Genomic DNA, 20107 nt, shown 5'->3' on the forward strand with positions numbered 1-20107 from the left:
CAGTGACTCCGTTAAAACTGTTCAGCCGCCCAGCAGACGATGAATGCGTGCCAAACCAGCAGCCAGACGATCCACTTCCTCTTCACTGTTATAGAAGGTGAAGGAAGCACGGCACATCGCCGGGACATTGTAGTGCTGCATCAGTGGCATCGCACAGTGATGTCCGGTGCGGATGGCAATACCGTATTGATCCAGGAAACTGCCGACATCGAAAGCATGATGTTTGCCCAGGTTAAAGGCAATAACACCGGCACGAGACTGCGGGCCATAGATCTGAATATCCGGAACGGTGCCCAGCTTATCGAGCGCGTAATTCATCAATGCCGTCTCACGCTGATGAATGGTATCCAGTCCCAGCGCCTGCACATAGGCCATCGCCGCGCCAAAGCCGATAATGCCGCCGGTGTTCGGTGTACCTGCTTCAAAACGCCACGGCGCACTGTTCCATGTGGTGCCGGTGGGCAGCAGAACCTGACCGATCATCGAACCGCCGCCTTCCCACGGTGGCATCTCATCCAGCAGTGCTTTGCGCCCATAGAGAATACCGACGCCATTCGGACCATAGAGTTTATGGCTGGAGAAGACGTAGAAGTCGCAGCCGATATCCTGCACATCCACTTTGTCATGCATCACAGCCTGCGCGCCATCCACCAGCGTAATCACGCCAGCGGCTTTTGCCTGGGCCACGATGGCTTTAACCGGGTTAACTGTGCCGAGCACGTTAGAAACGTGCGTAACCGCCAGCAGGCGCGTGCGGCTGTCTATCAGCCCCGCCAGCTGCTCCAGCGCCAGCTCACCGTTGTCATTTAATGGCAGAACACGCACTTCTGCACCGGTACGCTGTGCCAGCATCTGCCACGGCACGATATTGGCGTGATGCTCCATCTCCGTGATGATCAGGTTGTCGCCAGACCTGAGGTTACTGCTGCCCCAGGTATTTGCCACCAGGTTGATGCCTTCGGTGGTGCCTTTAACGAAGATAATCTCTTCCTGTGAGCCGGCGTTAATGAAACGGGCAGCCTGATCGCGCACGTTCTCCATATCACTGGTCGCCTGCTGGCTCAGCGTATGGATACCACGATGCACGGCCGCATAGCCGTGCTGATAGAAATGACTCTCGGCGTTAATCACCGAGAGTGGACGCTGTGCGCTGGCCGCACTGTCAAGATAGGCCAGCGGATGACCGTTGACCTCACGCTTCAGGATAGGAAAATCAGCCCTGACGCGTTCGAGATCGAAGTTCATCATATGTCGCCTCCGGGAAAACGTTGCGCGATACGCTGCAGCACGGCCTGACGCATCACCTCATTTTCCAGTGTTTCGGTGAGTTCAGCTGCAAACGCATGAATAATCATGGTCTGTGCCGCATCCTGCTCAATACCGCGAGAACGCAGATAGAACATCTGCTCATCATCAATACGACCAATGGTAGCACCGTGGCTGCATTTAACGTCATCCGCGTAAATTTCGAGCTGCGGTTTGGTATCGACTTCAGAAAGCTTGCCCAGCAACAGGTTATTATTGGTCATCTGCCCGTCGGTCTTCAGTGCATGCTGCGCCACTTTGATATGACCGTTAAATACCGCACGCCCTTTGTCACGCACGATGGTTTTATGCATCTGGCGGCTGACACAGTGGCCTTTGTTGTGCTCCAGGTAAGTACGGGTATCCGCCACTTCCTGTTTCACCGGCAGAACCAGGCTGTTAATTGCCAGTATGGTATTTTCGCCATTCAGCTGAGTACTGGTATTGTGACGCGACAGGCCCGCACCCAGCAGGAAGCTGGTGCTGCTGACCTGGCCATCGTTACCAATCACCAGATCGTTATGCGCAAAGTGGTAGCTGGCGCTGCTTTCAAAGGCCAGCTTGGTGTGAGTCAGTTTCGCATTGTCACCAATCGCAAAGGTAAAGCGCGTGCCGGTGAAATGGGCGCGCTCATCCAGTGAAACGTAGTGCTCAATGACTTCCGCCTCGGCACTCTCTTCCAGCTGCAGGTGATGACGATAGTGAACTGTGTTCATGCCCGTCTGCTGGCCGCTAGTGATATGCAGCAGGTAGACCGGACGGGCTGCGGCTTTACCGCGTGCCAGACGCAGTGTCGTCACCGCTTCTGCCAGACTCTCGGTCAGGTGCAGGAAGACTTCCGGCTGAACCGCTGCAGGCAGCGGACGGCGCTCGGCGGCCACGCTGTGCTGGATCTCAAACAGTTCGACGTCGCGGCTGCTGAAGGCGGGCTGGAACTGACCGTCGACATACACCAGACGGATCGCATCCAGCGGCAGGGCCAGTGCATCAACCTGTTCAGCACTCAGGGTCTGCGGCGCATCGGGCAGCACGAACTGCTGGGACAGTAGCGTATCCAGCGGCGTGTACTTCCAGTTTTCATGCTTGCGGGTTGGCAGGCCAACCCGCATCAGTTGCTGCCAGTGCTGCTGTGCCTGCAGAGAACGCACGTCGCCACGTGATTCAAACAGGTGATGCCACTGTTGCAGCGCAGAATCACTCTTCGTCGGTAAGCCAGCCATAACCTTGCTCCTCCAGCTGTTTCACCAGCGAGAAGTCGCCAGATTTCACGATTTTGCCCTGATACAGAACATGAACGAAGTCTGGCTTAATGTAGTCCAGAATACGCTGGTAGTGAGTGACGATGATAAAGGCACGCTTCTCGTCACGCAGGCTGTTCACGCCATTAGCCACGATTTTAAGGGCATCAATATCCAGACCGGAGTCAGTCTCATCCAGGATGCAAAGCTCAGGTTCAAGCGCCGCCATCTGCAGGATGTCGTTACGTTTCTTCTCACCACCTGAGAAGCCAACGTTCACTGAACGGGTCAGCAGATCTTCCGGCATCTTCAGCAGCTGAATTTTTTCTTCAATGAAGTCCTGGAAATCGAAGCGATCCAGCTCGTCCTGCTGACGATATTTGCGCACCGCATTAACCGAGGTTTGCAGGAAAAACTGGTTGCTGACGCCCGGAATCTCTACCGGATACTGGAACGCCATAAAAATGCCTTCACCGGCACGCTCTTCAGGGGCCAGCTCCAGCAGATCTTTACCTTTGAAGCTGACTGAACCGCCAGTGACTTCATAATCTTCGCGGCCTGCCAGCGTGGCTGACAGCGTGCTTTTACCTGAGCCGTTCGGCCCCATGATGGCATGCACTTCGCCCGGTTTAATTTCGAGATTCAGGCCACGCAGAATGGCTTTATCTTCAACACTGACCTGCAAATCTTTAATGCTTAACATTCTTATTCCTTCACATTGCTTCCGGCAAGGCGTGTGACGGCATCAGCCCACACTGTGCTCAAGGCTGATGGCTAACAATTTCTGGGCTTCCACAGCAAATTCCAGTGGCAGCTCCGAGAATACGTCTTTACAGAAGCCGTTCACGATCATCGAGATGGCGTCTTCTTCACTGATACCGCGCTGCAGACAGTAGAACATCTGGTCTTCGCCGATACGTGAGGTCGTGGCTTCATGCTCAAGCTGGGCAGTATTGTTGCGGGTTTCGACATACGGGAACGTATGTGCGCCGCAATCAGGGCCGATCAGCATTGAGTCACACTGCGTAAAGTTACGGGCATTGGTGGCAGTTGGCATGATTTTTACCAGGCCGCGATAGGTGTTCTGACTTTTACCGGCCGAAATCCCTTTGGAGATAATGGTCGATTTGGTGTTTTTACCAATGTGGATCATCTTGGTGCCGGTATCGGCCTGCTGACGACCGCTGGTCAGTGCCACCGAGTAGAACTCACCCACCGAATAATCCCCGCGCAGAATGCAGCTCGGGTATTTCCAGGTGATCGCTGAACCGGTTTCAGACTGGGTCCAGGACATCTTGCTGTGGTCACCTTCACACAGCGCACGCTTGGTCACGAAGTTGAGGATACCGCCCTCGCCTTCGCCGCCAGGGAACCAGTTCTGAACGGTCGAATATTTCACTTCAGCATTTTTATGGATGATCACTTCCACCACGGCGGCATGCAGCTGATAGCTGTCACGCACGGGGGCTGAACAGCCTTCGATGTAGCTGACGTAGCTGTCTTCATCGGCAATCAGGATGGTGCGCTCGAACTGACCGGTTTTTGCTGCGTTAATGCGGAAATAGGTCGACAGCTCCATCGGGCAACGCACCCCTTTCGGGATATAGACGAAGGTGCCGTCAGAGGCCACCGCCGAGTTCAGTGCGGCAAAGAAGTTATCGTTAGCCGGAACTACCGTGCCGAGATATTGCTTCACCAGCTCCGGGTGTTCCTGAATCGCTTCGCCGAATGAACAGAAGATAATCCCCTGCTCCGCCAGCTTGCCGCGATAGGTGGTTGCCACAGAGACGGAGTCAAAAATGGCGTCAACCGCCACTTCCCGCCCTTCACGCACCGGCACACCCAACTGATTAAAAGCGTTCTCCACTTCCTGCGTCAGGTAGTCGCTGGCTGGCGCGCTGCCTGAAGCCTGCGTCACACCCGGCTCTGAGGCGCAGGTGTCATCGCAGTTACCGCACGAGGGCGCGGAGTAGTAGCTGTAATCCTGATAGTCGAGTTTTTCGTAGTGCGCTTTCAGCCAGTGCGGCTCTTCCATTTCAAGCCAGGCACGAAACGCTTTAAGACGAAACTCCAGCATCCACTCTGGCTCGTTACGCTTAGCCGAGATCGCCCGCACCACATCTTCATTGATGCCGTTGGCAAATTCTTCGGTCTGCAGTTGGGTAAAGAAGCCCTCTTTGTAGTTGAGCTTGCCTTCCCAGATTTGTACATCGTCAGATGTTTCGCTGTGTCGTGACATATTTCACTTACTCGACGCCAAAGCTCTCACCGCACCCGCAGGCGTGCTGAGCTTTAGGGTTATTGAATTTAAAAATCTGATTCAGGCCTTCGCGAACGTAATCCAGTTCAGTGCCATCAACGAATGGCATCGCCTGTAGCGGCACAAACAGCGTTGCGCCGTGGAATGAGAACTGCAGATCGTCTTCGACGGGTTCTTTCACCAGATCCATGACGTAGCCAAAACCGGCGCAACCGGATTGTTTTACGCCCAGACGCAGCCCCTTGACTTCAGGGTCCTGAGCCGCCAGATTGAGAATTTGTTGCGCTGCGGTTTCAGTCAGCGTCAGACCTTTCCAGACAAAATCGTCGGGTGAGAAAGAGTCTGTATTAACAGATGCCATGTTGATACCTCTTGAGTCCGGACCTTTTCAGGCTATCCCCCTATGGTAGTGATCTGACCAATCACTTCAACCTCTTGTTTTGCAGGGATAATCATCTTGTGCTGTTTTATTCGCTCAATTATTAAGCATAGCTGCTTCCGTTCATCCTGTGTGAACAGAGTCAGTCTCAATAAGCCAGTGATAACCTATTAATAAATCACTCTATTTGAAATAACCATTTTTGATAAAAATGTTTATTGATAGGTTACGCCTTTCTCTGATGTAAACAGATTGTTATTTCCGATTATACCGACAGGCAGGATAAATCGATAAATTTTTCTCTCCTGCAATTGCAATCGCGCCCCAAATGAATATGATAATTATTATCATTAACATTGAGGGTGACGCCATAATGCTTTCTGTCTCCGCCTGGCTGCAGCATAAAATCGACGAGTACCAGTTTTCGGTGCGTGATATCACCGTCGACTTTTATATGGCGCAGGCAAAACTCGACCGGGCCGACTGCACGATTCATCAGCTACGTCAGTTTAACGATGCCTGCCAGGATATGGCAGAAGTCTGCCAGTTGAACGGTGACGATCAGAGTTACCTGCATGCGATGGGTAAACTGCATCACCGGTTGGTGCAGGAGATGGGAAACAACGATCGCGATCGCCTGTTTCGCCTTCAGGCCTATCAACTGGCGCGATTGTCCCTGACCCGCCTCTGCCATCAACTGGCTATGGTCGGAGAGTGGAACAAAGCCGCCGTGCTGCAAAGTGACTTCGTGCGTCACGCAGGCTGGATATTCTAATCCAGTCACGACGTGACGTCGCGCACAATTTTTTTACATTAGCGTTAACAATGCCTGTAGCGGATGGCGCATGCCGTTGCCTTCCACACGCTTGACCTGGCTGCGGCATGAATAGCCGGTGGCCAGACAGCGCTGGCGCGGCAGTCGCTGAAGCTGGGGATGCCAGGAGAGCGCATAGATCCCCAGCGAGTTTTCAAGGTTCTGACTTTCGTGCCCATAAGTGCCCGCCATGCCGCAGCAACCTACATTAATGTTCTCCAGCTTTGCGCCAAAACGGGAGAAAATCGCCTGCCACTGGTTGGGCGCTGAAGGCAGAGCTGTTACCTCAGTGCAGTGTGCAAACAGATACCAGGACTCCCCGCCCGTGGCCTGTACCTCACGTTCTGCCAGGGCACGCTCTAACCATTCATGCACCAGCAATACGTTGAAGTCGCCGCGCGATTCACCCAGCGTGTGACGATACTCATCGCGATAGCAGAGCACGGTAGCCGGATCGACGCCGACCATCGGCAGTTCCAGTTTTGCAACCCGATTGAGAAAATCAGCGGTACGGGCTGCCGTGCGTGCGAAACGTTGAAGGAAGCCTTTCACGTGCTGCGCTTTACCGTTTGGCGAGAAAGGCAGTAGCACCGGGCGGTAACCCAGCTTCTCAATCAGCCTGACAAAATCGTTCACCAGCTGTGCCTCATAGAAGCTGGTAAAGGGATCCTGTACCACCAGCACACAGCTGGCGCGTTCCGTGGCTGTCAGTCCCTCCAGCTGTTCCAGCGTCATGTTCATGGCGGGATGGCCGCTGAGTTGCTGTTTCAGGTTAGGAGACGAAAGCAGCGGCAGATCGACCATGCCGATATGCGTTTTACTTAACTCTTTCACCCACGGCTGGCGCAGGAAGAAGTTGAACACTTTTGGTGCCTTCGCCATCAGAGGCGCATAACCTTCGACTGCCGCCACCAGGTGATCGCTGACCGGGCGCAGATAACGGGTGTGATAGAGCTGCAGAAAGCGCGAACGGAAAGCAGGTACGTCAATTTTAATCGGACACTGGGTGGAACAGGCTTTACAGGCCAGACAGCCGGACATCGCCTCTTTCACCTCGTGTGAAAAGTCATACTCCCCTTTGCTGGCGTGCCAGCTGTTGCGGGTACGGGCGATCAACCCGCGTAGCGACAGGCTGTTTTCCGGCAGCTGTTTTTCGAGTACCAGCGGATCAACGCCCTGCCCGGCCAGCAGCCGCAGCCACTCCCGCGTCAGCGTTGCCCGCCCTTTTGGCGAGTGAATACGGTTGCGGGTAATCTTCATGGAGGGACACATCGGGCTGCGGGCATCAAAATTGAAACATAACCCGTTGCCGTTACACTCCATCGCTCCACGCCATTCATCCCGGACCGTTAACGGAATCTGCCGATCGTATGTTCCGCGCTTAACCGCATCAACCTGCATCATCTCGTCGTTGCTGTTAAAGGGCGTACAGATTTTGCCCGGATTCAGGCGGTTAAGCGGGTCGAACGCCGCTTTGATGCGACGTAACTCATTAAACAGCGTCTCACCGAAAAATGCCGGACTGTACTGGGCGCGGAACCCTTTGCCATGTTCGCCCCACAGCAGGCCGCCATAGCGCGCGGTCAGCGCCACCACTTCGTCAGAGATCTGTTTCATCATCATCTCCTGCTGCGGATCGCACATATCCAGCGCCGGACGCACGTGCAGGACGCCTGCATCGACGTGACCAAACATGCCGTAGCTCAGGCCGTGACTGTCGAGCAGCGCGCGAAACTCGACAATGTAGTCCGCCAGTTTTTCCGGCGGAACGGCGGTATCTTCGACAAACGGAATCGGCTTAGCCCGGCCTTTAGCATTTCCCAGCAGACCTACCGCTTTTTTACGCATGTTATAGATGCGCTCAATGCCCGCCAGATCGTTACAGAACTGATAGCCAATCACGCCGCCCTGCTGCTGCTGCATCAGCGCATCAAGCCGGGCACACAGTTTTTCGATCTGCTGATCGATGAGCGCGGCATTGTCACCCGCGAACTCAACGATGTTCAGACCCAGCATCTCTTTATCGGGTACGTCAGCAATCAATTCACGTACCGAGTGCCATACGATATCTTCCCGCGCCAGGTTCAGCACTTTGGAATCAACGGTCTCAACTGACAGCGCCTGCGCTTCCACCATAAAGGGCGCGTTACGCAGGGCAGAATCGAAGGAGTCATATTTAATGTTCACAAGCCGCCGCACTTTCGGCAGCGGGGTGATATCGAGACGCGCCTCAGTGACAAAGGCCAGTGTGCCCTCAGCGCCACATAGCAGACGTGTCAGGTCAAAGGTTTGCATATCGTCGCTGAAGACATGACGCAGGTCATATCCGGTCAGGAAGCGATTCAGCCTGGGAAACTTTTCCACAATGAGATCGCGGTGCTCGCGGCAGCGTGTCAGCACCTGCTGATAAATACGGCCTTCGAGGGTTGCCGTCTGTGCCAGCGTTTCAGCCAGCGCGGTGGCCATCGGCCGCGTATCAAGAATATCGCCGCCCAGCAGCACGGCGCGCAGGCCCAGTACATGGTCTGAGGTTTTGCCATAGACCAGCGATCCCTGGCCCGACGCGTCGGTATTGATCATGCCGCCCAGCGTGGCGCGGTTACTGGTGGACAATTCAGGCGAAAAGAAAAAGCCGAAAGGCTTCAGCCAGGCATTCAGCTGATCTTTGATGACGCCGGCTTCGACGCGTACCCAGCCCTCATCGGTATTGATTTCCAGGATGCGGTTCATGTAGCGCGACATGTCTACCACAATGCCCTGATTCAGCGACTGACCGTTAGTGCCGGTGCCGCCGCCGCGCGGGGTGAACACCAGGCTGGCAAAACGTGCTTCTCCAGCCACACGGGCCAGCAGCGCAACGTCCGCCGTCGAACGCGGAAAGAGCGCCGCGTCGGGCAGCAATTGATAGATGCTGTTATCGGTGGAGAGTGAAAGACGATCGGCATAGCTGGTTGCAATGTCGCCGGTAAAACCCTGCTCTTTCAGCGACTCAAGGAACGTCAGCACCAGTTGAACGAGGCCCGGTGCCTGCGAAATCTGTGGGATCATGATTGTCTGACCGAAGGTGTTGTAAACGTTTGCGTTTATACGTGAGCGATTTCTCGTTTTATCATATTTTTTCTGCGACTGCCCTTTTTTCAGAAAAGACAAAAACCTTTCTCCGCGACGCTGTTTAAACCCTGGCAAATAGATCATGATAAAAACGGGCACCCGAATGCCCTGAAATGAAGGATTAAGACGAGGTTATGAGTCAATGATGAAAAGCCAGTACCGGGATATGGATTTACCGCAAATACTCTTCACCCTGATGTTCATTCTGCTGCTGATCGTCGCCTGCTTATGGGTGGTGCAGCCGTTTATTCTGGGCTTTGCCTGGGCCAGCATGGTGGTGATTGCGACCTGGCCATTGATGCTGAAATTCCAGCGACTGTTATGGGGGCGCCGTTCGCTGGCGGTGATCGTGATGACAATGCTGCTGCTGCTGCTGTTTATCATCCCTATCGCACTGCTGGTCAGCAGCCTGATCGATAACAGTGCCCCGGTTATCGCCTGGGTTACCCAGGGTCATACGATGCCGCAGTTGCTGTGGCTCAGGGATGTGCCGATGGTCGGCAAAAAGCTTTATGTCAGTTATGACACGCTGGTAGCGAGCGGTGGTGCCGGCATCATGGCCAAAATTCAGCCCTACATTGGCCGTACTACCGGCTTTTTTGTCGCGCAGGCCGGTCATTTTGGCCGCTTTATGATCCATCTGGGCGTGATGTTGCTATTCAGTGTGCTGCTTTACTGGCGTGGCGAACAGGCTGCCCAGGGCATCCGTCACTTTGCTTTCCGCATGGCGGGACGGCGCGGTGATGCCGCCGTGCTGCTGGCAGCACAGTCCATTCGTGCCGTGGCGCTTGGCGTGGTAGTGACGGCACTGGTTCAGGGCGTGCTGGGCGGTATTGGTCTGGCGATCTCCGGCATTCCCTATGCCACGCTGTTAACGGTGCTGATGATCCTCTGCTGTCTGGTTCAGCTTGGCCCGCTGCTGGTGCTGGTCCCGGCCATTATCTATCTCTACTGGAGCGGCGATACAACCTGGGGGACCGTGCTGCTGGTCTGGAGTTGTGTGGTCGGTACAATGGATAACGTTCTGCGCCCCATGTTAATCCGGATGGGTGCCGATCTGCCGATGATCCTGATCCTCTCTGGCGTAATAGGTGGCCTGTTTGCCTTCGGCATGATTGGTTTGTTTATCGGGCCGGTAGTTCTGGCTGTTTCTTACCGTCTCGTTTCCGTCTGGGTTCATGAAGCGCCAGCGCCAGATAATGACCCGCTGGCCGTGGCGGATGCGCTGGCCGATCATGAGGGAACCCCGCCTGCCGTCTGATGCGATGCAGTAACGCGTTTCGCCAATCCCCCTTTTGAGCATTGATTAGTGCGGTTAATGATGATTAACCGCACCTACTCTCACCAATCAGATAAATTCTGTTTTCCATTAGCGATTTTTAAGAAAAAAGCCATCTTTGGCCTTTATTTGACCTTTGTGGCCTAAAAAAGATTACTTTCTGCACTGTTTCTTAAGTCAAACGGCGAAGTAAAGGTGACAAAAGATTATCGGCTTTAAACTAATAAGAGGATTCTTAAAGACGCCAGCCAGCGGTATGAATAACATGTTTCCTATGTTCGAAGTCAAGCTATTGATTTTCAGACAACCTGATTCCCCTGAGTAGCGTAAAGAATTGCTGTGTGTAGTCTTTGCCCATCCCCTGTGATGGGCTTTTTTTTTGCCTGAACCTGACCAGCTATAACAGAAAAAGGCCCGCAGTGCGGGCCTTTCATCATTTCTGCAAGCGGTGTCAGGCGGTTTTGTTTAACTGTGCCAGACTCACCCACGTTTCCACTACGGTATCCGGATTCAGCGACAGACTATCGATGCCCTCTTCCATCAGCCATGCGGCGAAATCCTGATGGTCTGACGGTCCCTGCCCACAGATTCCAACATATTTGCCCTGCTTTTTGGCTGCTTTGATGGCCATGGAAAGCAGCGCTTTCACGGCTTCGTTACGCTCGTCAAACAGCGCGGAGACGACACCGGAATCGCGGTCCAGCCCCAGCGTCAACTGCGTCATGTCATTAGAGCCGATAGAGAAGCCATCAAAGTGCTGCAGGAACTGCTCTGCCAGCAGCGCATTAGACGGGATCTCGCACATCATGATGATCTTCAGCCCGTTCTCACCGCGCTTCAGCCCCTGACGGGCCAGCTCTTCCACCACGGCCTGCGCCTGATCCACAGTACGCACAAACGGAACCATGATTTCGACGTTGGTCAGGCCCATCTCGTTGCGAACGCGTTTTACCGCTTCACACTCCAGCGCAAAGCAGTCGCGGAAGTTATCCGCCACATAGCGACCTGCACCACGGAATCCCAGCATCGGGTTTTCCTCCTGCGGCTCATAGCGTTCACCGCCAACGAGGTTGGCATATTCATTGGTTTTAAAGTCGGAAAGTCGGACAATTACGCGTTTCGGTGCAAATGCTGCACCAAGCGTGGCAATTCCCTCGGTCAGACGAGCGATGTAAAACTCCACCGGATTATCAAATCCTTTCATCATTTTACGGATCTGCTGCTGCAGTTCCGGCGTCTGCTGATCAAATTCAAGCAGCGCTTTAGGGTGGACGCCAATCATTCGGTTAATAATAAATTCCAGCCGCGCCAGGCCAACACCCTCGTTCGGCAGACAGGCAAAATCAAAAGCACGATCGGGGTTGCCCACGTTCATCATGATTTTCAGCGGCAGTTCAGGCAGTGAATCGACCTGCGAACTGGTGACGTCGAAGTCGAGCAGCTGATCATAAACGTAGCCTGTGTCGCCCTCAGCGCAGGAAACGGTAACCTGATGGCCCTCTCTTAGCCGATCGGTGGCATCGCCACAGCCCACTACCGCCGGAATACCCAGCTCACGCGCGATGATTGCCGCATGACAGGTTCGTCCGCCACGGTTAGTGACAATGGCTGACGCCTTTTTCATGATGGGTTCCCAGTCCGGGTCGGTCATGTCCGTCACCAGCACATCGCCTTTTTCAATGCGGTTCATTTCGCTGATATCGTGGATGACCTTCACCACGCCTGCGCCGATACGATGACCGATGGCTCGCCCTTCAACGACGACGCTGCCCTGACCCTGCAGCGTATAACGCTCCATTACCTGACCATTTGAGCGCACGGTTTCAGGACGCGCCTGAACAATAAACAGCTTGCCGGTATGTCCATCTTTGGCCCACTCAATATCCATCGGCCGCTGATAGTGTTGTTCAATCAGCACCGCCTGCTTCGCCAGCGCCTGCACTTCCTCATCGTTCAGGCAGAATCGGTCGCGTTCGGCCTCAGGCACATCTTCGATGCGTACCTGTTCGCCATGCGCCTGAGAATCGGCATACACCATGCGCACCTTTTTTGAGCCCATGTTGCGGCGTACGATAGACGGACGATCGGCCGCCAGCGTTGGCTTGTGAACATAGAACTCATCCGGGTTAACAGCGCCCTGCACCACCATCTCACCCAGTCCCAGGGCGGCAGTAATGAAGACCACCTGATCAAAGCCGGACTCGGTATCAATGGTGAACATCACACCTGACGAGGCCAGGTCCGAACGCACCATGCGCTGTATGCCCGCAGAGAGCGCCACGCCACGATGGTCGTAGCCCTGATGCACACGGTAAGAGATAGCACGATCGTTAAACAGTGAAGCAAAGACATGCTTGACCGCCACCATCACGGCGTCGATGCCCTGCACATTCAGGAAGGTTTCCTGCTGGCCGGCAAAGGAGGCGTCGGGCATATCTTCGGCGGTGGCAGAGGAGCGGACGGCAAACGACGCGTCAGCATCATCGGCAGACAGTTGCTGATAAGCGTCCAGAATGGCGGACTCCAGCTCCGGCAGAAACGGCGTTTCCACCACCCACTGACGAATCTGTTTACCCGCTTTTGCCAGCGCATCAACATCATCAATATTTGTCTCATCCAGCAGCGCATAAATTCGCTGGTTCAGCCCGCTTTGATCGAGGAACAGGTTAAAGGCGTACGACGTGGTCGCAAAACCATTGGGCACGGAAACGCCCAGCGACGACAGATTCGTTATCATTTCACCTAAGGAGGCGTTTTTGCCGCCTACCCGATCAACATCATGCATACCAAGCTGGTTATACCAGAGCACCAGTGGCTGTTCTTGAGTGGACATCGCGCTTATCCTTAATCAATTATCAATGAATGGACACAGAGAGTGAGCTGTTTCCAGCCTGGCATATCACCCCATCAATAACGATCTGTTGAATCGTTAAAGCAGAATTTCAGCCGCAGTTTCGGAATTGTGAGCGGATTATTTTGCTGTTGCGCAAAGTCGCTATATTCCTCTAACTGATTGATGTGGCAGGAAATGGAAGATTTTCAGCCACTTATGCATTCTGTTTTGTTGCGCAACAGACGCAGGGCTATTTGTAGCCCGATCACGGTTGAAAAGAATTCCGGCGAATCGAAACGCCTTTTCATTTTTATTAGTGTGATGAAACTGCAGACAGATAATCCGGGCAGACATTCCAGAAATTAAAATCAGAGATGATTTATTAAGTCGCATCGCGCATGCTGATGGCTCACTCCTGGCTGAGGCAGAATTCATTATGACAACTGACAGAAGCGTTTTCTATATCTCCGATGGTACAGCGATTACAGCTGAAGTCCTGGGCCATGCGGTGCTGTCGCAGTTTCCAGTCAATATCACCAGCCTGACGTTGCCATTTGTGGAAAACGTCCAGCGGGCGCTGGCGGTTAAAGCCCAGATTAACGCACTCTATCAGCAGAGCGGCGTACGGCCGCTGGTGTTCTTCTCCATTGTCACACCCGAGGTGCGCGACATTATCGTGCAGAGTGAGGGTTTTTGTCAGGATATCGTGCAAGCGCTGGTGGCACCTCTTCAGCAGGAACTGGGCTTATCGCCAGCGCCAGTGGCACATCGTACCCACGGACTGGACGCCAGTAATCTGGGGAAATATGACGCGCGTATTGCGGCGATCGATTACGCCCTGGCACATGATGACGGCATCTCGCTGCGCGGGCTGGAGGATGCGCAGGTGATTCTGTTAGGCGTCTCGCGCTGTGGCAAAACACCCACCAGCCTCTATCTGGCGATGCAGTTTGGTATTCGTGCCGCCAACTACCCGTTTATTGCCGACGATATGGATAATCTTAAACTGCCGCCCGCGCTGCGCGCCCACCAGAATAAACTCTTCGGGCTGACCATCGATCCGGAACGCCTGGCAGCAATACGGCAGGAGCGGGCGGAAAATACCCGTTACGCCTCAATGCGTCAGTGCCGGCTGGAAGTAGGCGAAGTGGAAGCGCTGTTCCGCACCCATCAAATCCGCTATCTCAACAGCACCAACTACTCGGTCGAAGAGATCGCTACCAAAATTCTCGACATTATGGGCCTGACACGCCGCATGTATTGAAGGGAAATCAGATCGAAGATGTAAAGCGCCGCTGCCGTGGGTTTTGATTTCATTATCAAATCACGGGTTGAATTCGCAGACTAATGGTTTATTGTGACCACCATCACTTCCCGGTATTCCACCGCTGCGAAGAACCCTTTTCGAGATACTCATGAACAAAACCGACGAACTGCGTACCGCACGCATTGGTAGTCTGATTACCCCCGCCAGCCTGGCGGCTGAACATCCTGTCTCCGCGGCGATTGCCGACAACGTCACCGCTGCCCGTAAACGTATCGCCCGTATATTGACGGGTGAAGATCCCCGCCTGCTAGTGGTGATTGGCCCCTGCTCGCTGCACGACCCGAAAGCGGCCCTGGAGTATGCTGCGCGTCTGAACGCGTTGCGCAGCCGCTATGAAGATCGGCTGGAGATTGTAATGCGTGCCTACTTCGAGAAGCCACGCACCGTTGTCGGCTGGAAAGGTTTAATCTCCGATCCGGACCTGGATGGCAGCTACGATGTGAACCGGGGCATCGGCATTGCCCGCAAGCTTCTGATTGATATCAACGCGCTGGGCCTGCCCACTGCCACGGAGTTTCTGGATATGGTGATCGGACAGTTTATTGCCGATCTGATCAGCTGGGGCGCGATTGGCGCACGTACCACCGAAAGCCAGATCCATCGTGAAATGGCCTCGGCCCTCTCCTGCCCGGTCGGCTTTAAAAACGGCACTGATGGAAACGTGCAGATCGCGGTAGATGCAATTCGCGCCGCACGCGCGAGCCACATGTTCCTGTCGCCGGATAAACTGGGCCAGATGACTATCTATCAGACCAGTGGCAACCCGCATGGTCATGTGATCCTGCGAGGCGGCAAACAGCCAAACTATCATGCCAGTGATGTCGCCGCCGCCGCGGAGAGTCTGGGGGCATTTAATCTGCCGCAGCAGCTGGTGATCGATTTCAGTCACGGCAACTGCCTGAAGCAGCATCGTCGTCAGATGGATGTGGCGGCAGAGGTGGCAGAGCAGATTAAATCAGGATCGCGGGCCGTTGCCGGTGTGATGATTGAAAGCTTCCTGGAAGAAGGCAATCAGAAAGTGGTGAGCGGCGAACCGCTGGTTTACGGCAAGTCGATTACCGATCCCTGCCTCGGCTGGCAGGAGAGCGAACAGGTGCTCGCCCTGCTGGCCGAGGCGGTTTCGCACCGCCTCTGAGTTCCGATTAGCTGGAGCAGCTGACCTCTAAGGTTTTGCCCCAGTCTGGCGGCCGCTGACGATACTCAGCGGCTGTTTCATCGCTAAAGGGTTGCTGTAACGCCTGATGCAGACGAGCCAGCGCACCCTGCTCGCCCCGCTCCGCCTCTTCAATTACCTGCTGTGCCAGATAGTTGCGCAGAATCACCGCCGGATTGGCCGCCTTCATCACAGCCTGACGCTCCGCATCGCTGACCTGCTCGTCCATCAGACGGCTGCGGTAGCGCTGATACCAGCTATCAAACGCCTCACGATCGATGAACTCGTCGCGCAGCGGTGAGCGACGTTCAGTCTGCCGGGTCTCACTCAGCAGTCTGAACGTCAGGGTGTAATCACTGTGCTCCTGCATCATCAGCGCCAGCAGATCGGTCAGAATCTGATTGTCGCTGCTCTGTTGTGTCAGCAGGCCGAGTTTTGCCCGCATCCTTTCACCCCAGACCCGCATCAGTTCAGGTTCATAGGCGCTCAGCGCCGTTCGCAACTGCTCAGTGGTCAGCAGCCCCGACAGCGCATGTGCCAGACGGTTAAGATTCCACATGCCAATCATCGGCTGATTTTCAAAGCTGTAGCGCCCCTGATAGTCGCTGTGATTACAGATAAAGTGAGGCTGATAATCATCCAGAAAACCATACGGGCCATAGTCGATAGTCAGGCCAAGGATCGACATATTGTCAGTATTCATGACGCCATGCGCAAAGCCCACGCTCTGCCACAGCGCAATCAGGCGAGCCGTGCGTAACACAATGTCGGCAAACCACTGTTGATAACGGTCCGCTTCTCCTTCCAGATGCGGCCAGTGATGGCGAATGGCGTAGTCGGCCAGTTGCTGTACTTTCTCCTGCTGCTGGCTGTAAAAGAAATGCTCGAAATGACCGAAACGCAGGTGGCTCGGTGAAATGCGCATCAGCATCGCGCCACGTTCAGTGGTTTCGCGGTAGACCGGCTCATCGCCTATCGACAGAGTGAGTGCGCGCGTGGTGGGGATGCCCAGATGGTGCAGCGCTTCCGAGGCGAGAAACTCCCGGACGCTGGAGCGAATGACGGCACGACCATCGCCCATGCGGGAATAAGGCGTCAGGCCTGCACCCTTGAGATGCCAGTCAAGTTTGCTGCCATCATCCAGACGCTGTTCACCCAGCAGGATACCGCGCCCGTCACCGAGCTGACCCGCCCAGACACCAAACTGATGGCCACTGTAGACCTGCGCCAGCGGCTGCATGCCGGGCAGCAGTGCCGCACCGTGCCACACATCGTGACCGTGACCCTCAAAAAGCGCACTATCCAGCCCCATTGAGGTTGCAAGCGGTGCGTTGTGATACAGCAGACGTCCGCCTGCCAGCGGCGTGGGGTTCAGCGCGGTATAACACCCGGAAAGCTCACGGAACCAGGTGTTGTCAAAAGAGGCCTTGCCTGAGGACATTGTTTCTCCCATGCGATACTCAGCGATACGTAGGTTAGTCCTTTAGTGTAACGCTGATGCCGGGGATTAACAGGTCAGGTCAGCCAGGATGCTGAGAAGATGGCATGCGCTCGTCGGCACAGAGCAGCGAATGCAGCGCATCAGATTTTACCACCGGGAAGAGTGAACCCTGAAACTCAGCGCCATTCAGCTGACTCACTTTTTCGAACAGCACTTCATCGTCAATGCCGCAAATAATAAGGCGGTCACAATGCGTGCGGAAATTATCAATAATGCTCTGAATAAACGGCACGAATGATGCGCGCTTTGCCAGGGAGTGAATAAACTCTTTGTCGAGACAGATGCAGCTGAATAAATTATCGTAGACCGCATTAGAGGGTGTTTTGCCCGCGCCAAAATGTGAAAGTGCTAAATTAAACTCAGCATGCAGGCTCGCCAGCAGCGGATTATTGTTGCCCAGCTTAAGTTGCGGAAACGTTTCAGTGATATTCAGGAGAATGAACGGCAGCTGTTTTATTTTGCGCATGACTAATTCACTGGCAAGCAGCGTCCGGGCCATGCCTTCATCAATACGGATAAAGGCTGACACGGAATGCGTTTCAAATAATCCGCGATTCTGCTCCAGCAATCCAATCTGGCTTTGCAGCAGGCGCAACTGCTGCGACTCGTCAAGCTGGGGAAGCAGCAGATCCTGTGGCAGGGTGATGGGCGCACTTTCATGCACAAACTGCGTAACCAGCTCGACAGCGGTCAACCGTCCGTCAACATCACAGACAGGATAAAACCAGATTTCCGACTGATAGTCGGCCGAGAGATGAATTTTCATTTTAATGCCAGAATATGCGGCGATGTTGATATCGTATAGTAATGGTCAGCTGCAGGCAATAGTGCCAAATCATTGAAGAGACGACCTTCTTTACGCTTCCATTGCCGTTTGACAACAGCCGATCACGCTTAAGCCAAATAAAGGTGATAAAACACCGGTTATTAGTGGAATTAAATCAGCCATTATTCTTTTTATTAAATCCTCACGCTAAACGTTCATTTAAAATAAAACTTTTACCCTTTGTTTTAACTCTATTTTAAATTGGACTTAAGTCTGATTTCGCAAACCTGCTGTTAAATACGGCGAGCCTGCCAGAACACTTTTCGCCAGTAGACATTGTCGAGTGAGGAGCGAATGACGCCCTGACTCGTCGAGGCGTGGATAAAAGCGTTATCGGTATCATAGATGCCCACATGCAGGCCATTTTCACCGCGTCCGGTTTTGAAAAAGACCAGATCGCCTGGCAGCAGTTCATCTTTGCTGATGCGGGTGCCAATATCGCTTTGGGCTGAGGTGGTGCGCGGCAGTTGCAGTGCAAATTTATCGCGGAAGGTCAGATAGACAAAGCCGGAGCAGTCAACACCGTTACGACTCATGCCGCCATAACGATAAGGGGTACCGCGCCAGTGACCGAGCTGATCGTTCAGTTCCGCTATCACGGTGATTGAATCGGAAAGACGACCATTAATCGGCGGAGCGTGATGACTGCATCCCGTCAGCAGCAGAACTAAAATCAGCAAACCCAGGCGCATCGCCAAATGTCCTTATCAGAAGTTGCAACCGGCATAATGTAGCGGTAAAGCCCGCCAGGTAGCAAGTATCAGGGCAGAACGGTCAGCAGCGTGCGTCCTTCAAGCTCAATCTGCCGGAATGCAATCTGGTAGAGCGGTGTCAGGCGCTGCGGCGTCAGAACCTTTGAAGGTTCGCCCTGCGCGATCACCTGCCCGCTATCCATCAGCCAGACCCTGTCTGCCTGTTGCAGGCTGTGGTTAAGATCGTGACTGCTGGCGATTACGCTGATCCCCGACGCGCACAGCGCTGCAATCAAATCGTCCACCGCTTTTTGCTGTGCGATATCCAGCGCCGTCAACGGCTCATCAAGGATCAGCAGCCGCCCGTGAGGATTGATGTGAGGATCAATCTGAGCACAGACGGCTGCCAGCCGGACGCGCTGCCATTCCCCGCCGGAGAGCCGGGTCAGTGAACGCGATAACTTATCCTGCAGCTGAAGCCGCTGCAGCAGCATGCTGAGACGGGCATCGGCCTGCGGCCCCGCCGATTTAAGATGAAGACGCAGATAGTGCCAGATCGGCATCTGACTCAGGGGTGCCTGTTGCTGTGGCAGCCAGCCGCGCACCTTGGACAGTGCCGCACCGTTCCAGTTACTTAGCAGCTGTTCATCCAGCAACACCCTGCCAGAGGCGGATTGCAGCCCCGCAATGACACTCAGTAAGGTACTTTTACCGGCTCCGTTCGGGCCTGCAATGTGCAGCAACTGACCGGCGGCAAGTTCGCCGGTCAGGGGCAGCAGCCGTCCGGGGACGGCGGCCTGTTGCAGGCGCAACAGCATCTATTTTGCCAGCGCCTGTTTAATCGTTTCCAGAATGATGGGATCTTCCGGCGTCATGTCTGGTGCAAAACGCTGGATCACACTGCCGTCACGACCAATCAGGAACTTTTCAAAGTTCCACAGGATGTCGCCCTGCTCTTTCGGCGCGCGTCCTTTACTTTCCATACGCGCGTAAAAGCCGCTGCCTTCAGGACGCACCGCGTCAGGTCGGGCCGCAATCAGCTGTGCATAGAGCGGATGACGCGCCGGGCCATTAACCTCGGTTTTGGCAAACATCGGGAACGTCACGCCATAGGTGGTACTGCAGAAGGTTTTGATCTCCTCACTGCTGCCCGGTTCCTGCTCCAGAAACTGATTGCAGGGGAAGCCGAGTACGCTGAAACCCTGATCCTGCCAGGCTTTCTGCAGGTTCTCCAGCTCTTCGTATTGCGGCGTCAGACCACATTTCGAGGCAACGTTGACGACCAGCAGGACTTTGCCCTGCCACTTTAACAGCGTGGTTTTTTCCCCGTCGAGCGTAACCAGTTCAGTCTCATAAATGTTCATGCTTTTTCCTGTAATGGATGCGGTT

The 20107-nt window shown here is 54.4% G+C and carries 16 protein-coding genes and 1 other RNA gene; 5 read left to right on the forward strand and 12 right to left on the reverse strand.

Going from position 1 to position 20107, the window contains the following annotated elements; all coding sequences use genetic code 11:
* Positions 1–21: 21 nt before the first annotated feature.
* From sufS to sufA, 5 genes are read right to left on the reverse strand one after another with little or no spacing between them, the layout of a single operon-like run.
* Entirely contained in the window at positions 22–1245 is a 1224-nt protein-coding gene (gene sufS / locus ACTJKZ_RS05950; RefSeq protein WP_161736480.1) for a cysteine desulfurase SufS, read from the reverse strand.
* Complete coding sequence (sufD, locus tag ACTJKZ_RS05955) at positions 1245–2525, reverse strand: Fe-S cluster assembly protein SufD (RefSeq protein ID WP_440829359.1); 1281 nt, start codon at positions 2523–2525, stop codon at positions 1245–1247. The genes sufS and sufD overlap by 1 nt, the downstream gene beginning before the upstream one ends.
* Entirely contained in the window at positions 2500–3246 is a 747-nt protein-coding gene (sufC, locus tag ACTJKZ_RS05960; protein WP_161736468.1) for a Fe-S cluster assembly ATPase SufC, read from the reverse strand. The genes sufD and sufC overlap by 26 nt, the downstream gene beginning before the upstream one ends.
* 42 nt (positions 3247–3288) lie before the next feature.
* Positions 3289–4782: a Fe-S cluster assembly protein SufB gene (sufB, locus tag ACTJKZ_RS05965; RefSeq protein WP_013357696.1), complete on the reverse strand. Its 1494-nt coding sequence runs from the start codon at positions 4780–4782 to the stop codon at positions 3289–3291.
* Positions 4783–4789: 7 nt separating this feature from the next.
* On the reverse strand, positions 4790–5164 hold the full coding sequence (gene sufA, locus ACTJKZ_RS05970) for a Fe-S cluster assembly scaffold SufA (protein WP_003853229.1): 375 nt from the start codon (positions 5162–5164) through the stop codon (positions 4790–4792).
* A 388-nt stretch (positions 5165–5552) separates the two neighbouring features.
* Here sufA and ACTJKZ_RS05975 point away from each other — a divergent pair, with 388 nt between their 5' ends.
* Positions 5553–5957: a hypothetical protein gene (locus ACTJKZ_RS05975; protein ID WP_161736479.1), complete on the forward strand. Its 405-nt coding sequence runs from the start codon at positions 5553–5555 to the stop codon at positions 5955–5957.
* A 33-nt stretch (positions 5958–5990) separates the two neighbouring features.
* Here the strand turns inward: ACTJKZ_RS05975 and ydiJ are convergent, their stop codons facing one another.
* A complete protein-coding gene (gene ydiJ, locus ACTJKZ_RS05980; RefSeq protein WP_222924107.1) occupies positions 5991–9044 on the reverse strand; it encodes a D-2-hydroxyglutarate dehydrogenase YdiJ in 3054 nt (1017 codons plus the stop codon).
* A gap of 205 nt (positions 9045–9249) precedes the next feature.
* Between ydiJ and ydiK the strand changes: the two genes are divergently transcribed.
* Both ydiK and rprA read left to right on the forward strand, forming a co-directional pair.
* Complete coding sequence (gene ydiK, locus ACTJKZ_RS05985) at positions 9250–10368, forward strand: AI-2E family transporter YdiK (protein ID WP_371876300.1); 1119 nt, start codon at positions 9250–9252, stop codon at positions 10366–10368.
* Positions 10369–10660: 292 nt separating this feature from the next.
* Positions 10661–10768: antisense sRNA RprA (gene rprA / locus ACTJKZ_RS05990), an RNA gene on the forward strand.
* 69 nt (positions 10769–10837) lie between these two features.
* Here the strand turns inward: rprA and ppsA are convergent.
* Positions 10838–13219 (reverse strand): phosphoenolpyruvate synthase, encoded by a 2382-nt coding sequence (gene ppsA / locus ACTJKZ_RS05995; protein ID WP_161735816.1) that lies wholly within the window; start codon positions 13217–13219, stop codon positions 10838–10840.
* A 436-nt stretch (positions 13220–13655) separates the two neighbouring features.
* Here ppsA and ppsR point away from each other — a divergent pair, with 436 nt between their 5' ends.
* Positions 13656–14483, forward strand: coding sequence for a posphoenolpyruvate synthetase regulatory kinase/phosphorylase PpsR (gene ppsR, locus ACTJKZ_RS06000; protein WP_013357691.1), 828 nt, complete (start codon positions 13656–13658; stop codon positions 14481–14483).
* A gap of 151 nt (positions 14484–14634) precedes the next feature.
* Entirely contained in the window at positions 14635–15681 is a 1047-nt protein-coding gene (locus ACTJKZ_RS06005) for a 3-deoxy-7-phosphoheptulonate synthase (RefSeq protein ID WP_161735818.1), read from the forward strand.
* A gap of 7 nt (positions 15682–15688) precedes the next feature.
* Here ACTJKZ_RS06005 and ACTJKZ_RS06010 read toward each other — a convergent pair whose 3' ends face one another.
* From ACTJKZ_RS06010 to ACTJKZ_RS06030, 5 genes are all read right to left on the reverse strand, one after another.
* Complete coding sequence (locus ACTJKZ_RS06010) at positions 15689–17140, reverse strand: protein adenylyltransferase SelO (protein WP_440829360.1); 1452 nt, start codon at positions 17138–17140, stop codon at positions 15689–15691.
* A 79-nt stretch (positions 17141–17219) separates the two neighbouring features.
* Complete coding sequence (locus ACTJKZ_RS06015) at positions 17220–17966, reverse strand: EAL domain-containing protein (protein ID WP_253421744.1); 747 nt, start codon at positions 17964–17966, stop codon at positions 17220–17222.
* A gap of 293 nt (positions 17967–18259) precedes the next feature.
* Positions 18260–18718: a C40 family peptidase gene (locus ACTJKZ_RS06020; protein ID WP_013357687.1), complete on the reverse strand. Its 459-nt coding sequence runs from the start codon at positions 18716–18718 to the stop codon at positions 18260–18262.
* A 68-nt stretch (positions 18719–18786) separates the two neighbouring features.
* Positions 18787–19536: a vitamin B12 ABC transporter ATP-binding protein BtuD gene (btuD, locus tag ACTJKZ_RS06025; RefSeq protein ID WP_440829361.1), complete on the reverse strand. Its 750-nt coding sequence runs from the start codon at positions 19534–19536 to the stop codon at positions 18787–18789.
* Entirely contained in the window at positions 19537–20082 is a 546-nt protein-coding gene (locus ACTJKZ_RS06030) for a glutathione peroxidase (protein WP_222924111.1), read from the reverse strand.
* Positions 20083–20107: the final 25 nt, after the last annotated feature.

This window comes from Pantoea sp. 22096, from assembly GCF_052045955.1.
In the GTDB taxonomy this organism is placed as follows: domain Bacteria; phylum Pseudomonadota; class Gammaproteobacteria; order Enterobacterales; family Enterobacteriaceae; genus Pantoea; species Pantoea alfalfae.

Coding starts and splice junctions, on each gene's coding strand:
- sufS (WP_161736480.1), bottom strand. CDS start 1,245: ATGAACTTCGATCTCGAACGCGTCAGGGCTGATTTTCCTATCCTGAAG.
- sufD (WP_440829359.1), bottom strand. CDS start 2,525: ATGGCTGGCTTACCGACGAAGAGTGATTCTGCGCTGCAACAGTGGCAT.
- sufC (WP_161736468.1), bottom strand. CDS start 3,246: ATGTTAAGCATTAAAGATTTGCAGGTCAGTGTTGAAGATAAAGCCATT.
- sufB (WP_013357696.1), bottom strand. CDS start 4,782: ATGTCACGACACAGCGAAACATCTGACGATGTACAAATCTGGGAAGGC.
- sufA (WP_003853229.1), bottom strand. CDS start 5,164: ATGGCATCTGTTAATACAGACTCTTTCTCACCCGACGATTTTGTCTGG.
- ydiJ (WP_222924107.1), bottom strand. CDS start 9,044: ATGATCCCACAGATTTCGCAGGCACCGGGCCTCGTTCAACTGGTGCTG.
- ydiK (WP_371876300.1), top strand. CDS start 9,250: ATGATGAAAAGCCAGTACCGGGATATGGATTTACCGCAAATACTCTTC.
- ppsA (WP_161735816.1), bottom strand. CDS start 13,219: ATGTCCACTCAAGAACAGCCACTGGTGCTCTGGTATAACCAGCTTGGT.
- ppsR (WP_013357691.1), top strand. CDS start 13,656: ATGACAACTGACAGAAGCGTTTTCTATATCTCCGATGGTACAGCGATT.
- ACTJKZ_RS06005 (WP_161735818.1), top strand. CDS start 14,635: ATGAACAAAACCGACGAACTGCGTACCGCACGCATTGGTAGTCTGATT.
- ACTJKZ_RS06010 (WP_440829360.1), bottom strand. CDS start 17,140: ATGTCCTCAGGCAAGGCCTCTTTTGACAACACCTGGTTCCGTGAGCTT.
- ACTJKZ_RS06015 (WP_253421744.1), bottom strand. CDS start 17,966: ATGAAAATTCATCTCTCGGCCGACTATCAGTCGGAAATCTGGTTTTAT.
- ACTJKZ_RS06020 (WP_013357687.1), bottom strand. CDS start 18,718: ATGCGCCTGGGTTTGCTGATTTTAGTTCTGCTGCTGACGGGATGCAGT.
- btuD (WP_440829361.1), bottom strand. CDS start 19,536: ATGCTGTTGCGCCTGCAACAGGCCGCCGTCCCCGGACGGCTGCTGCCC.
- ACTJKZ_RS06030 (WP_222924111.1), bottom strand. CDS start 20,082: ATGAACATTTATGAGACTGAACTGGTTACGCTCGACGGGGAAAAAACC.